The sequence below is a fragment of the Erysipelatoclostridium sp. An173 genome (genome assembly GCF_002160495.1).
In the GTDB taxonomy this organism is placed as follows: Bacteria; Bacillota_I; Bacilli_A; order Erysipelotrichales; family Coprobacillaceae; genus Thomasclavelia; species Thomasclavelia merdavium.
Map to the genome: position 1 here is coordinate 1 of NZ_NFKR01000019.1, position 14,593 is coordinate 14,593.

Below are 14,593 nucleotides of genomic sequence, written 5' to 3' on the forward strand. Positions count from 1 at the left end.
GGTTTCTTCATCATGGAAAGTATAACACAAATTTTACAATCTATAAATTCTTTTTCTAAACAATCTTTTAAATTCTCTCAATTTATCGAACCTTTGCTTCTCCTTAAGATGCTTCCTTCTGATATCTCTTATGAATTGAACGATGAAGACTTTATCTTTAATCTTCAACAGGCTTTTAAACATATCGATTGGCTGAATGATTATTTTAAAAATAATCTTCTAAAAAAAGAAATATGCAAACTTAAAAATCATAAACCTAAGGATAATACTATCCCTTATGCTGATTTCACTATTGATAAACCTCCGCTGTTTAAAAAGAATTTACCTGTTCGGCTTGATTTCCAGTCTATTCTGAACGATTCTTCTATCAACGGCAAACCTTTAAAACCTGTCAAACGCAGAAATCCTGATTCTTTTGGTTTTATAGTTGTTTGCCCTTTTTGTGGCGCTCCAAAAGAGTATATCTATGATAACAACAATGGTAAAGGTCAATTTCAATGCAAGGCCTGTAAGCATACTTTTACTGTTAAGACTTCTTTATCCGGTCAAACCGGTCTGTATTGTCCTTACTGTAATACCAAACTCGATTTGAAACATGATAGAAAAGGTTATCTTGTTTTTGCATGCGCCAATAAAAAATGTCCTCATTTCAAAGCCAACAAGAAGCTTTTACAGGAAGGTAATGCTGAACATCTGAAAACTTCTAGTGGTCAGTATCTTCTTCACTACCATTATCGAGAATTCAAGTTCGATCTGGAAACTTTACGTAAGGTCGATGAGGTCATCTCCGGTCCTGTCAACTTGTCTCGTATCCACTTCGATCAGAGGGTTCTGGATCTTGCTTTGACCTATTATGTCAACTATGGATTATCTTCCAGAAAAACTGCTTTGATCCTTAAACAGGTCCATGGTTTACGTATTTCCCATCAGACTGTCATTAATTATGCCAGTTCTGTTTCTGCTGTCATAAAATCACTGGTCGATAAATATCCTTATAAAATCGGTAGTACTCTTTCTTGCGATGAAACATATATCAAGATCAGAGGAAAGAATCATTATGTATTCTTTTGGTCTGATCCAGTAAGCAAGATCATTACTTCCTATACGATATATTCGATCAGAGATACTGAATGTGCATGTAAATCAATATGTGATTGTCTCAACAAATATAGCGAGATCCCTGATGATCTGACCTTGATCACCGATGGTAATCCTATTTACAATGCAGCTCAGGTTTTCTTTGAATTAAACGACATCAAATTTGATCTGCATCAAGTAATTGGTGTTAAAAACAAAGATGAAGAGTCCAAGAAATATCGTCCTTTCAAACAGATCGAAGAACGTCTTAATAGAACATATAAACGAAACTACTATGGTACGAATGGTTATGATAAGCTTGAATGTGCTAATAGCTATATGGTTCTGTTTGTATGCTTCTTTAATTTTTTGAGACAACATTCATCATTAGACTTTAAAACACCTGTAGATGATGATCTTTTTGATAATTCAATGCTTATGCCAGATAGATGGTTAAAGCTGATTGAATTAAGTTCACAATATCACATTAATTAGCATTGTTTAAAAATTACTGTGAGACCCGATACCCTCATTGCGCCCTTTTTTAGGGCTTTTTTTATCATTTTTCCAGTCTTACGATTTACGATTTTTCAAAACTGGATTTTACTCTTTTTATTTTTGCGGATTCGTGTAAAAAAGTACAAAAATTTTCAGTTCGATATTAATTTTTCATAAATTCTTTACACTACCCAATTGTATTTCCACTCTTTTGATTTTCTACTGTTGCCCCACATTCAGGACAAAACTTAGCACCCTCTTCTAATTTAGTTCCACATTTACTACAAAACATTTTTTCCCCTTCTTTCATGAATTTTAATTATTCATTAGCGATTTTCATGACTAGTAATAAAATCAGCATTTTTCTTTTCAATCTCGTTTAAAACTCCCTCATCAAAAGCATCCGCTTCAACAGTACCGCTATACCATGATTTAGAATTAAAGTAATTTTGTAATGCTTCATCATTAAATTTTCTGCCATGACGAGCATAGATTTCATTTCTACCAATTCTTAACTGTTCAGCAGTTTTTCCTTGAAGATCAGCTTCTGTCAATAATTGAGTATTACTATTTGGAAAAACGTAATCCTCACTATTTTGTAAAGCTGCTGTTGCATCTTCCTTAACAACCACTTTACATGTTACTTTTTGATCACCATAAGTAACAGTTACTTCTGTTTCTCCCGCTTTTATCCCTTTAACACGTCCAGAATCAGATACTGTCGCTATATTACGATCCTTGCTTTTATAAGTCACATCATCTTGATTACAATCAAGAAACTGGTTTTCACCAACTTCTATTTCTAATTCATCTGGTGAAACTTTTAATTTTGAACTCTTACTATCACTATCTTTGCTATCTTCTTCGCTTTCTTGGGCAGTGTATTCTGGTTTATCATTTGCGATAAAATTTTGATAAACGAAAAATCCACCGCCACCAATTACAAGTAGCGCTATAACAGCAATGATAATGATCTTTACATCAATTCCTTTGCTTTGTTTATTTTGTGCATTTTTACTGCTTCTTGTAAGCTCTGGTTCAACTTTTGCCCCACAGTTTTCACAAAACAAATCACCTTGCTGTATTTCATGTCCACAGTTTTTACATTTCATATTTTACTCCTCAACCCTCATTTTTTTACCTTCTAACAATAAAGAAATTATAGCATAAATCATCATATTTGTATAGATTTGTCAAAACATGTAGGCTTCAAATACATGCAAACTTCAAATAATTAAAACACAAATATTATATTTTTTACCAACACTTAATATTGGCATTCTGATAATACAAATAATAATATAGAAACGAGGAGGGATTAACTATGTTTTGCATTAATTATGGTAAACAAATACCTGATGATGCCACTTTTTGTCCAAAATGCGGCACAAAAATATTTGTCGAATCAACTAATCAATCAAATACTACTTATACAAACAATCAAAAAAACAAACAACAAAGTTAACTTAAACGAACCATTTAAATGGCATGCTGGAGCAATTATCTGGTTTATAATTTTAATCATAATATGCCTTTATACTATCTTTTTCCATTTACAATTGAATGCTTTATTAAATATAGATGAGCTATCTTTAAACATTAATGCATTCTATCCGATAAATCAGGTAACATTCTATCCGATAAATCAGGTAATTAGTTTAACGATTGCAACATTACAAATTTTATCTATTATATTCCTATTAATAAAAAGACTTCGCTTTTGTGTCTATTCATTTTTCATTTTAGAAGCTGGCGCTATGATTTATAATTTTTATCAAATTTATAATCTTAGTCAATTACACCCATATGCTAGTTATATAGCTCCATCTTTTATTTTTATAAACTTTGTTAAAATACTTATTTGCGCTACAATTACATATTTAGTGCTAAGAAATCATTGGCAAGATTTAAAATAATATAATATTAATAAAGTAAAAAATTGTTGTTTTTATTGTTGTGATAACTAATATTATGAAATATCAGTTATTTATATACTATTTATAATACATAAAATTGAAAAAATAATTTATATTTGACAATTTTTGTAATATTATTAATAATATATAAAAAGAGGAGGAATTAATATGTTTTGTACTAACTGTGGTAAACAAATACCTGATGATGCTCGTTTTTGTCCTGAATGTGGTGCTCAAACAGAACCACGAGCAAATACAGCATCCACTGCTAATCAAGCAAATACATATAGCCAGCAAAATCAAGGTTATAACAATTATCAGCAAATGAACCGCCAACAAAATATGAATATGCCAGGGGTTTTTAAATGGGGAACTGGAGCAATTGTATGGTTTGTTATTTTGATTTTGGGATGTCTTGCTTCGATTGGAATCTATTCTCAAGAAGAATTTTTGTACATGCAATTAGTTGGCTTTAATCCTAATATCGTTAAAATATTAGAAGGCTTAGCATTAGTTGCGATAGTTATTTTAATCATTAAAAGATTACGTCTTTGTATTTATGCATTTTATGGTTTAAAATTAGCTGAGGCTATTTATATTTTTATGACATTAGGTGCCTATATGCAATCTGAAATGTTAATAACAACAGTTGCTGGTTTACTAATTAATGTTGTAATTACATATTTAGTTTTAAAAAATTACTGGCATCAGTTAAGTTAAAAAAAACCAATAGAGCAGCAATGCTTTATTGGGTTTTTCACTATTTAACACTTATTTCACTTACGCAAGTATCACTATATTTATTTCCTGTATAAACCTCATCAATTCTTAAAACCATTTGTTTACTTTGATGTTGATTAGCTAACTTAAATGACTGACTTTGATTATAAATATCTTCAATATCAATTTGTTCTTCACCATCATCAAAAATCAATGTTACCTTTTTAATACGACTATTTTTATAATATAAATCTTCACTTTTACAATAACCGTTTAAAATATTAATCTCATTAATTGAACTTTCTTGTTCAAAAACAAATGTCAACGTTTCTCCAATACCATCACCATCAATACCATCACTCCAAGCTGTTGAATTATTTTGGTCTATTAAATTATTAGCTGAATAATCATAATTTTCCTGCATTAACGTTGATGAAGCATTAATAGCAGTGATTACAGCCTGGCTAGATTTAACCGTAACCTGACAGGTCTCTTTTTGATTGCCTGCAGTAACTGTTATTGTCGTTGTACCGTTTTTAATCCCTTTAACTCGACCAGAATCAGATACTGTTGCAATATTATGATCATCACTTTTAAAAGTTACATCTTTTAAATTAGTTTCAATAAATTGATTTTCCCCAACATCAATTTCCATTTTTTCTGGTGTTATTTCTAAACTTGTTATTTGCTCTTTAGTAACTTGTTTATTTGTATCATATTCCGGTTTATCATTTTTAAAAACATTCTGGTATAAAAAATAGCCACCACTTCCCACAACAATTACTATAATCAACGTTATAATAATTATCTTAATCTTTTTATTATCAATTCTATTTTTTCCTAGTTTAGTACCACAGTTTTCACAAAAAAAACTAGCTTTTTCATTTTCAAAACCACATTTTGGACATTTCATCACTAATACTCCCTTCTTTTAGTTTTATTTTATCATGATTTTAAAATAGAATATATAAATTTTTTTATCAACAATTAAAGTATCATGTTATAATACAATAACATAGAAAATAAAAGCAAAGGATGGAAAGAAAATGTTAATAACTGTTAATAATTTATCAAAATCTAATGGTATTAAAAAAATAGTTGATAATGTTTCTTTTACAATTGAAGAAAATGATAAAATCGCTTTAGTAGGTGTTAATGGTACCGGGAAAAGTACTGTTTTAAAAATATTGGCTGGTAAGGAAAACTATGAAGGTACACTATTACAAAAAAAGGATATCTCGATTTCATATTTACCACAAAATCCTGATTTCAATCCTAATAATACAGTCCTTGAACAAGTACATCACGATTTAAAAGATCATAAAGTAAATGAATATGAAATAAAGGCCATTTTAAATCGTTTTAACATTACTAATCATCAAGCTAAAATCAGCGAACTATCTGGTGGTCAACAAAAAAGAATTGCCCTGGCAATAACTTTATTACATCCCGGTGATTTATTAATTCTTGATGAGCCTACTAACCATCTTGATAATGAGATGATTGAATATTTAGAAAAATTTTTAATTAAGTTCAATAAAGCAATTTTCATGGTTACCCATGATCGTTATTTTCTAGAACGGGTAACTAATAAAATAATGGAAATTGATCGTACTAAAATTTATGAATATGAAGCTAATTATACTAAGTTTTTAGAATTAAAAGCAATTAGAGAAGAAAATGATTTAGCTTTACAGCATAAACGAAAACAATTTTTGAAAAAAGAATTAGAGTGGGTTCGAGCTGGGGTCCAAGCTAGAACAACTAAAAGCAAAGACCGGCTTCAGCGTTTTTATCAGCTAAGCAATATTGCTGATATCGAAACTGTTAATCAAGTAGAAATGATTAATATCGCTTCGCGACTAGGACGAAAAACCATTGAATTAGTTGATTTACAAATGCGTTATGAAAACAATATTTTATTTGATCATTTTTCATACTTGTTTAATCCCAATACTAGAATTGGTATTTTAGGTAATAATGGTTGTGGAAAAAGCACCTTATTAAAAATAATCGCTAAAGAATTGCCACCTACTCATGGTGAAGTAATTCATGGCCAAACAGTAAAAATTGGTTTTTTTAAACAAATGAGTGATGATCTTGACGAGTCACTTACTGTCATCGATTATATTAAAAAAACTAGTAACTATTTGCAAACCAGCGAAGGAAGTTTTAGCGCTAAACAAATGTGTGAACGCTTTTTATTTGATACTACTTTACAACATACTCAAATTTCGCGTTTATCCGGTGGTGAAAAAAGACGTTTATACTTATTAAATATATTAATGCAGGCTCCTAATGTTTTATTACTTGACGAACCAACCAATGATCTCGATATTACAACTTTAACTATTTTAGAAGATTATTTAGATAGCTTTAATGGGTTAGTAATTACTGTATCCCATGATAGATATTTCTTAGATCGAGTTTGTGATGGCCTTTTCGTCTTTAAAAATCAACAAATAACTTATCATAACGGCGGTTATAGCAGTTATATTGATTTAAAAGAAGAAAATAAAGTTAAAGAAAAAAGTGATGGTGCTAAACGTTATCAAGAACAAAAGCAAAAACAGCGCGAAACAAGAGTCCGCTTAACTTCTAAAGAACAAAAAGAATTAGAAACAATGGAAGATACTATTTTAGATTTAGAAAATCAAATTAATGAATTAAATCAACAAATGAGTTTATATCAAAACTATTATGATAAATTAGTTGAAATCTCAAATCTTGCCAGCAAACTAAACAGTGAATTGGAAGCAAAAAATGAACGCTGGTTAGAATTATTAGAAAAACAAGAACAAAGTCAAAACAATTCCCGATAATTTTAATCGGGAATTGTTTATTCATACCAGCTAATAATATCATCAGCCTTTTTAAAACCTAATTTTTCATGAAATTTCATTGATCCAAAATTATTACACTCAACTTGAAGATAAACAATCTCTTTATTTTTTAATAAATTTGCAATCAATGTCGTTTCTAACATCGTACCGATTTTCATGCGCCGATATTGTTCAAGAACCTCAACAAAACCAATCGTTCCTTCACTATGAATACCAGCAAAACCAACAATTTCATCTTCAATAAAAGCCCCAATAAAAACATTAGCTTCTAGTCGCGTAATTAAATACTCTTTAGTAACCGGTGCTTTATAATTAGCCATAATAAAATCTAAATAGTTTTTATCAAGCAATTTAATTTTAACTTTAGGATTATTTATTGGGAAAATATCGTCTTTTAAATAACTATATTGATAAGCACTAATTACTTTATCTAATTTAAATTTATCTTTTATTAGTGAATCAAAAATACTATTATGAATGACTAACGACTTGCAATTTGGTAGTTGATTTAAATATTTGGCTATTTGCTGATTAGTTCCTTTAATAAAATAAGTACCATTAAAATACATAACAATTAAATTTTCATTACAACAAATAACTTTTGCCCCATGAAAATAAACATAAATAAAATCAACATTATTTAAATAATCTTTTTTCAATTGTTTAGATATTAATTCATCCATTTTATCTCCTAAAAAAAACAGGATTGATTTCAATCTATCCTGTCTTTAATAAATAATATTACATCTTCAAGAAACGTCTAATTGATACAAAACTTCCAATTAAACCTACTCCTGCACCAATAGCAGCAAGAATTAATGAGAAATCACGAATAAAAGGCATTGGTTCTTTTAATGCTAACATCGCCGATAATAAAGCACCGCCAGCATAATCATAAATCGTTTGATATCCATATATTAATACAATAATCGGGATAATAGAACCAATCAATCCAATTAACATTCCCTCTAGCATAAATGGAATTCTAATATACCAGTTACTAGCACCAACCATACGCATGATACTAATTTCTGTTTGTCTTGCAGTAATAGTAATCTTAATTGTATTTGCAATCATGAATAGGGCAACTACAGATAATCCAACAATGAAAACAGTTCCACCAGTTTGAATTGTTTGTAATGTTTGAACCATGTTTTCAGTTGACTCCCCACCATAAGTAGCACTATTTACATTAGGAATTTCTTCGATTTTTTTAGAAATAGCTTCGATTTGACTAGCATCTTTAACTTCTACTTCATAAGCTGCTCCTAATGGATTTTCATCACGATATGATTCAAATAACTCTGCTCCATCTTCACCTTGTTTTTCGATTAATTTATCCAATTCCTGATCTTTAGTATAATAAGTACTCTTAGTTACTCCATTAATCGCATTAATTTGATCACCAACAGCTAATTCAGCTTCACTATCAATATTTCGTTCAAGTTTAACATAAATACTAACACCTTCTTCAATATTAGCACTAATATCTTGAACATTTAACGCTAAAACACCAATTACCCCAATTAACAATAATGTAATTGTAACAGCAAAAATTGATGAAAATGACATAACTCCATTACGCCAGATATTTTGAACGGCAGTTACAAAATGTCTCGGTAAGTTTTTTATACAGCTAACAAATTCTTTCATTAAATTTCATAACCTCCTAAACTAGTATCAGCATTAATACATCCATTTTCAATTAAAATGGTTCTCTTTTTATGTTCTTGAACAATTTTACTATCATGAGTAACAACTAGAATAGTGGTATTTTGTTTTTCATTAATTCGTTCTAAGATCTTAATAATTTCTTCAGATGTTTCTGGATCTAGATTCCCTGTTGGTTCATCAGCAATTAATACTTTAGGACGATTAACGATCGCACGAGCAATTGCTACCCGTTGTTGTTGTCCCCCTGATAATTCATGAGGAAAAGAATTTACTTTATCCTCTAAACCAACTAATTCTAATGTAGCTCTAACACGTTGACGAATCTCAGCTCTTGGTGTATCAATTACTTCCAAGGCAAAAGCAACATTTTCAAATACAGTCTTTTTAGGTAATAATCTAAAATTTTGGAAAACTACACCGATATTACGACGGAAATAAGGGATCTTACTATTACGTAATTTAGATACATCCTGCCCAACTACTTCTACTTTCCCTGAAGTAACCTTTTCTTCCCGATATAATAATTTGATAAAAGTAGACTTTCCTGATCCAGTAGAACCGATGACATAAACAAATTCACCAGGTTCAATGGTAAGATTTATGTTATTAAGTGCTCTTACACCAGTTTTGTAAATTTTTGTAACGTTTGTAAGTTTTATCATATTGTTGTCGTTTAGACTATCTCCTTTCTTATTTTTATTTATATATATTTAGTTTTCAAATATTCAATTTTCCAAGAGCCCTTTTGCTCCACGGTTATTATAGCACACTTTGTCAAATAAGGGCATAAATACTGTCATTATCACTTAATTTTTGATACAATAAAATAAAGAGGTGACAATATGAAAAGAATATGTCCAATATGCCAAACAGAACTAAAAAATAATTGTTTTATCAAAGACAATGGCATGTCAAGTCTAAGTTATCTTGAGTTAATTATTAAAAATGATGATTTAAAAAAAACTAACTATGAACTAAAAAGCTGCTATTGTCCTAACTGTGGCCACGTTGATTTTTACATCGATTTAAATAGTCATAATAAATAAATCAACGGTAGAAAAGAAATCGCGAGATTTCTTTTTTATTTAAAGAAACCAAATATTTTTGATAATGATTTAAAAGTGTTGACTTTTTAAATCAACACTTTAATTAATTTATAAATCAATTGATGGTAGCGTAAAGCCACGTCCTTTTACACTATGAGTAGCATTACTAATGATAAAAGCCGTTGGATCGATTTCTAGAACCATATCATTTAATAAATGTAATTCCCGTTTAGATACTACTGACATTACTGCATATTGATCTTTTTGCTGGTATCCAGTAGTAATATTTAATAAAGTACAGCCACGATTAATATTATCGAAAACAACTTTACGAATCTCTTTCCATTTCGGTGAAATAATCGTTACTTGAACTTTTGTTTCACCAAGCATCATTACTTGATCCATTACAATTGTTAAGATAATAACAACAGCTATGGCGTATAAAACTTCTTCGATTGTAATTGGACAAAAGATTACCTGAATTACTAAAACTAAACAATCAAATATATTTATTAACCAGGCTAATGAAATTCCAGTTTTTTTACTAATGATCATTGGTGGAATATCCATTCCCCCAGTACTACCACCGACTCTAAAAACCAGCCCAGCTCCAATTCCCATACAAAGTCCCGCATAAATTGTCGCTAAGATTGGGTCATTAGTAATAGTTGAAAATGCATCAACTCGTTCTAATAACGCTAAAAAAGTCGGATAAATAAAAGTACTCAATAATGTTCCATAAGCAAACTTTTTACCTAAGTAAAAATACCCAATAATAAACATAATGATGTTAATTGCATAAACAGTATAAGAAATGTTGATTCCTGTTACTGCTTTAACTGCAATCCCAATACCAGAAGCACCACCAGTAATAAATCCTGCCGGTGTAATAAATGCACAAATACCTAGTGCTAAAATAAAGTTACCTAAAATAATAATTAATGTTTCTTTTAATATTTTCTTCATTACACCCTCCTTATAAACTTGTTTTTAAATATGCATAAATAAAATCATCTAAATCACCATCTAAAACTGCTTTTGGGTTATTAGATTCATAATTACTACGATTATCCTTTACTAAAGAATATGGATGTAATACATATGATCTAATTTGCGAACCCCAGGCAATCTCTTTTTGTTCACCTTTTAATTCTTGTAATTGACTAGCCTGTTTTTCTAACATCAATTGATATAATTTACTCTTTAACATGATCATTGCCTGCTCACGGTTTTGAATTTGACTACGCTGACTTTGACAAGTAACAACAATATTTGTCGGTAAGTGCGTTATTCTAACAGCAGAATCAGTTTTATTAATATGCTGTCCTCCAGCACCACTAGCACGATAAGTATCAATTTTTAAATCACTACTTTGAATTTCAATTTCGATTTCATTATTAAACTCCGGCATAACATCAACAGAAGCAAATGATGTATGACGCCGTTTAGCTGAATCAAATGGTGATAACCGCACTAATCGATGAACACCTTTTTCTGCTTTTAAATGACCATATGCCATGTCGCCTTTAATCAGCATAGTTACTGACTTAATACCAGCAACATCACCATCTAAATAATCAAGAACTTCAACTTTCCAGCCTTTATTGGTTGCATAACGCTGATACATTCTAAATAACATATCGGCCCAATCCTGGCTTTCAGTACCACCAGCACCTGGATGAATTTCTACGATAGCATTTAAATCATCATGTTCACCTGATAGTAACATTGTTTTTTCAAACTCACCTAAATCATGTTGAAAAGTTAAAAAATCGCTTTCAAGAATTTCCATGAACTCTTTATCTTCAGTATTTTTTACTAATTCATAAGTTTCATTTAATTCATCAAGTTTTTGTTTTAGTGAATCATATTGTTCAACTGTTTTTTTCATTCGATTTAACTTATCGTAAATCCCTTTAGCTTTATTAGCATCATTCCAAAATCCCTCTTGTAATGTAATAACAGTTAGTCCTTCAATCTCTCGACGATATGCTTCAATATCGATTGATTGATAAAACTCATCTATTAATAAATGGGCTTTAGAAAGCCCATTTTTAATTTCATATAATTCCATTATTTAAACGTTAATTCCATTTTTAAATGAGGAATTTTTTGCTCAGTTTCACTACCTGGACGCACTCCCATATGAACAATATTACGAGAAATCGTATCAGCAATACTGCTAGTCATTTGTTCAAACATATAGAATGCTTCTTCAGTATACTCAGCTAAAGGATCTTTTTGGGCATAAGCTCTCAAATAAATACCATTACGTAACTTAGTCATGGCATCAATATGATTGATCCAAGTATAATCAATTACTCCTAAAAGAATACTTCTTTCATATTGTAATTTCTTTTCTGGTGGTAAATCTTTATTAAAACGACTAGTATATTGATTGAATACTAAATCTGTTAAGGTATCAGTTAATTTTTTAGGATCATGTTGTAAGGATTCACAGTTATTAGCATGAATTTCTACTAATAACATGTAGTTTTTAGCAACAAAATCAACAACTCCAGCAACATCAATCGTATCATGTTTACCATCATGTTTAGTATATTGACGCACTGTCATTTCAATAGCTTGATTGAACATTCCTTTAACAATATCATCTAAACTATCTTCAGACATGATATCATCACGTTCTTTATACATAATTTCACGTTGTTGACGCATAACATCATCGTATTCCAAAATATGTTTACGAGCATCAAAGTTTTGTCCTTCAACTCGTTTTTGGGCACTTTCAATGGCTTTAGTAACCATTTTATTTTCAATTGCCTGATCATCATCTAAATAATCTTTAAATGAACTTAATCTTTCACCAGCGAAACGTTCCATTAATTCATCTTCAAAAGATACATAGAATACTGAATACCCAGGATCTCCTTGACGACCAGAACGTCCTCTTAACTGATTATCAATACGTCTAGATTCATGTCGTTCAGAACCGATAACTGCTAAACCACCAATTTCGGCAACACCTTCACCTAATTTGATGTCAGTACCACGACCAGCCATGTTAGTAGCAATTGTAACTGCTCCACGTTGACCAGCTTTTTCAATAATTTCAGCTTCTTTAGCATGATTTTTAGCATTTAAAACGTTATGTTTAATTTTACGACGATTTAACATTTTTGATAAAACTTCTGATGTTTCAACAGATACTGTACCAATCAAAATTGGCTGTCCATAAGAATTACGGGCAACAACTTCATCACATAAAGCTTTAAATTTATTTGCTTTAGTTGAATAAATTTTATCATTGCGGTCATCTCTAATAACTGGTCGATTAGTTGGAATTTCAATAACACGCATGTTGTAAATTAATCTAAATTCTTCTTCTTCAGTTTTAGCAGTACCAGTCATCCCTGCTAATTTATTAAATAATCTAAAGAAGTTTTGATAAGTAATTGTGGCACGAGTTTCAGTTTCTTCTTTGATTGGAACTCCTTCTTTTGCTTCGATTGCTTGATGTAATCCATCTGAATATGCACGTCCTGGCATAACACGACCAGTGAATTGGTCAATGATCATGATCTTAGCATTTTTAATATCATGACTACCATCATCAGTAGCAATCATATATTCAACATCACGAGTCATAACATAATTAGCTTTTAAGGCCTGATTAATACGATGTACTAATGATGTATGTTGTGGATCATATAAGTTATTTAATTTAAATCCTTTTTCTGCTTTAGCAATACCACTAGCAGTTAAAGCAACTGTTTTACTTTCAATATCAACTTCATAATCTTTATCTGCCTGTAAAGATTTAACAAACTTATCAGCTTGTAAATAAAGGGCAGCAGTATTCTTTCTACCACCAGAAATAATTAATGGTGTTCTTGATTCATCAATTAAAATTGAGTCAACCTCATCAATTAATGCATAATTTAACCCTTTTACTAACACTTTATCTTCTAAACGAGTTACCATGTTATCACGTAAATAGTCAAAACCTAATTCTGCATTAGTAGTATAAGTAATGTCACATCCGTGAGCCTGTTGTTTTTGTAATGGGGTTAATTCACGTTTATTTAAACCAACTGTAAGTCCTAAAAAATTAAATACTAAACCGTTATTTTGGGCATCACGTCCAGCTAAATAATCATTAACTGTTACAACATGTACCCCTTTATTAGTTAAAGCATTTAAATAAACTGGAAAGATTGATGTTAATGTTTTACCTTCACCAGTTTTCATTTCTGCAATATCACCTTCGTGTAAAGTAATAGCCCCCATAATCTGTACCTTAAATGCTTTAAGGCCAAGTTTACGATAAGCCGCTTCACGAACTACTGCATAAGCATCAATAATAATATCATCTAGAGTTTTTCCACTGGCTAAAGCTTCTTTAAAAACATTAGTTTGATTAGCTAATTCATCATCACTCATTGCTTGATATTTAGGTTCTAAGCTTAAAACTTCATCAGCCATCTTATCTAATTTTTTTAATTGCTTTCTTTCATCATCAAAGACTCCTTTGATCTTAGCAACTAATCCTTTTTTTGTTGAATGAGGCGTAGTACTAAAAGGAATTACTTCTCCGTTATATTCACCATGGAAATCTTCTACTTTTATATCTTCCCCAGTATCATCTTTTAAATCAACGATATCTTTTACAGCATCTGGGTTAAGTCCTTCTTTTTCTTGTTTCTTTTTCAATTCTCTACGAATTTGCTCTTTTCTACTTGCCATGAAATACGCTCCTTATTCTTTGTCTATCGTATTATAACATTTAAAGTTATTAATTTAAACCCCTTAAGTGAATTAGTAAATTATATTCTAATTACGATGTAAAATCAAGATT

14 protein-coding genes are annotated in these 14,593 nt (G+C 30.3%); 5 read left to right on the plus strand and 9 right to left on the minus strand.

The genetic code is table 11. The annotated features are described in order from the left end of the window. A partial coding sequence (locus B5F09_RS08980; RefSeq protein ID WP_087373712.1) for a DDE-type integrase/transposase/recombinase occupies positions 1-1,572 on the plus strand: 1,572 nt, incomplete at its 5' end. 190 nt (positions 1,573-1,762) lie between these two features. On the opposite strand, the gene B5F09_RS08985 is transcribed toward B5F09_RS08980, so the two are convergent. Together B5F09_RS08985 and B5F09_RS08990 are read right to left on the minus strand one after the other, a co-directional pair. Further along, complete coding sequence (locus tag B5F09_RS08985; RefSeq protein ID WP_158095835.1) at positions 1,763-1,867, minus strand: zinc-ribbon domain-containing protein; 105 nt, start codon at positions 1,865-1,867, stop codon at positions 1,763-1,765. Positions 1,868-1,901: 34 nt separating this feature from the next. Continuing rightward, positions 1,902-2,687: a YARHG domain-containing protein gene (locus B5F09_RS08990; protein WP_087373716.1), complete on the minus strand. Its 786-nt coding sequence runs from the start codon at positions 2,685-2,687 to the stop codon at positions 1,902-1,904. A gap of 212 nt (positions 2,688-2,899) precedes the next feature. Here B5F09_RS08990 and B5F09_RS08995 point away from each other — a divergent pair, with 212 nt between their 5' ends. Next, complete coding sequence (locus tag B5F09_RS08995) at positions 2,900-3,040, plus strand: zinc ribbon domain-containing protein (protein WP_087373718.1); 141 nt, start codon at positions 2,900-2,902, stop codon at positions 3,038-3,040. 619 nt (positions 3,041-3,659) lie between these two features. Continuing rightward, positions 3,660-4,211, plus strand: a complete 552-nt coding sequence (locus B5F09_RS09000) for a zinc-ribbon domain-containing protein (RefSeq protein ID WP_087373721.1) — start codon at positions 3,660-3,662, stop codon at positions 4,209-4,211. Between the two features lie 40 nt (positions 4,212-4,251). On the opposite strand, the gene B5F09_RS09005 is transcribed toward B5F09_RS09000, so the two are convergent. After that, complete coding sequence (locus B5F09_RS09005) at positions 4,252-5,124, minus strand: NADase-type glycan-binding domain-containing protein (protein ID WP_087373723.1); 873 nt, start codon at positions 5,122-5,124, stop codon at positions 4,252-4,254. A 133-nt stretch (positions 5,125-5,257) separates the two neighbouring features. Here B5F09_RS09005 and B5F09_RS09010 point away from each other — a divergent pair, with 133 nt between their 5' ends. Continuing rightward, the gene (locus B5F09_RS09010) at positions 5,258-7,033 is read left to right on the plus strand and encodes an ABC-F family ATP-binding cassette domain-containing protein (protein ID WP_087373725.1); all 1,776 of its coding nucleotides are present in this window, start codon (positions 5,258-5,260) and stop codon (positions 7,031-7,033) included. A gap of 17 nt (positions 7,034-7,050) precedes the next feature. Here B5F09_RS09010 and B5F09_RS09015 read toward each other — a convergent pair whose 3' ends face one another. From B5F09_RS09015 to ftsE, 3 genes are read right to left on the minus strand one after another with little or no spacing between them, the layout of a single operon-like run. Continuing rightward, positions 7,051-7,737: a GNAT family N-acetyltransferase gene (locus tag B5F09_RS09015; protein WP_087373727.1), complete on the minus strand. Its 687-nt coding sequence runs from the start codon at positions 7,735-7,737 to the stop codon at positions 7,051-7,053. Between the two features lie 58 nt (positions 7,738-7,795). Beyond that, on the minus strand, positions 7,796-8,707 hold the full coding sequence (ftsX, locus tag B5F09_RS09020) for a permease-like cell division protein FtsX (protein WP_087300389.1): 912 nt from the start codon (positions 8,705-8,707) through the stop codon (positions 7,796-7,798). Then, positions 8,707-9,390: a cell division ATP-binding protein FtsE gene (gene ftsE, locus B5F09_RS09025; protein WP_087300391.1), complete on the minus strand. Its 684-nt coding sequence runs from the start codon at positions 9,388-9,390 to the stop codon at positions 8,707-8,709. Before ftsE ends, ftsX begins: the two co-directional genes overlap by 1 nt. Positions 9,391-9,570: 180 nt before the next feature. On the opposite strand from ftsE, the gene B5F09_RS09030 reads away from it, so the two are divergent. Next, a complete protein-coding gene (locus B5F09_RS09030; RefSeq protein WP_087300393.1) occupies positions 9,571-9,774 on the plus strand; it encodes a hypothetical protein in 204 nt (67 codons plus the stop codon). Positions 9,775-9,882: 108 nt separating this feature from the next. Here the strand turns inward: B5F09_RS09030 and B5F09_RS09035 are convergent, their stop codons facing one another. Genes B5F09_RS09035 through secA form a run of 3 tightly spaced genes read right to left on the minus strand, consistent with a single transcriptional unit; the run spans position 9,883 to position 14,481 of the window. After that, entirely contained in the window at positions 9,883-10,740 is an 858-nt protein-coding gene (locus B5F09_RS09035) for a YitT family protein (RefSeq protein ID WP_087300395.1), read from the minus strand. A gap of 10 nt (positions 10,741-10,750) precedes the next feature. Beyond that, positions 10,751-11,848 (minus strand): peptide chain release factor 2, encoded by a 1,098-nt coding sequence (gene prfB / locus B5F09_RS09040; RefSeq protein WP_087300397.1) that lies wholly within the window; start codon positions 11,846-11,848, stop codon positions 10,751-10,753. Then, entirely contained in the window at positions 11,848-14,481 is a 2,634-nt protein-coding gene (gene secA / locus B5F09_RS09045; RefSeq protein WP_087300399.1) for a preprotein translocase subunit SecA, read from the minus strand. The genes prfB and secA overlap by 1 nt, the downstream gene beginning before the upstream one ends. Positions 14,482-14,593: the final 112 nt, after the last annotated feature.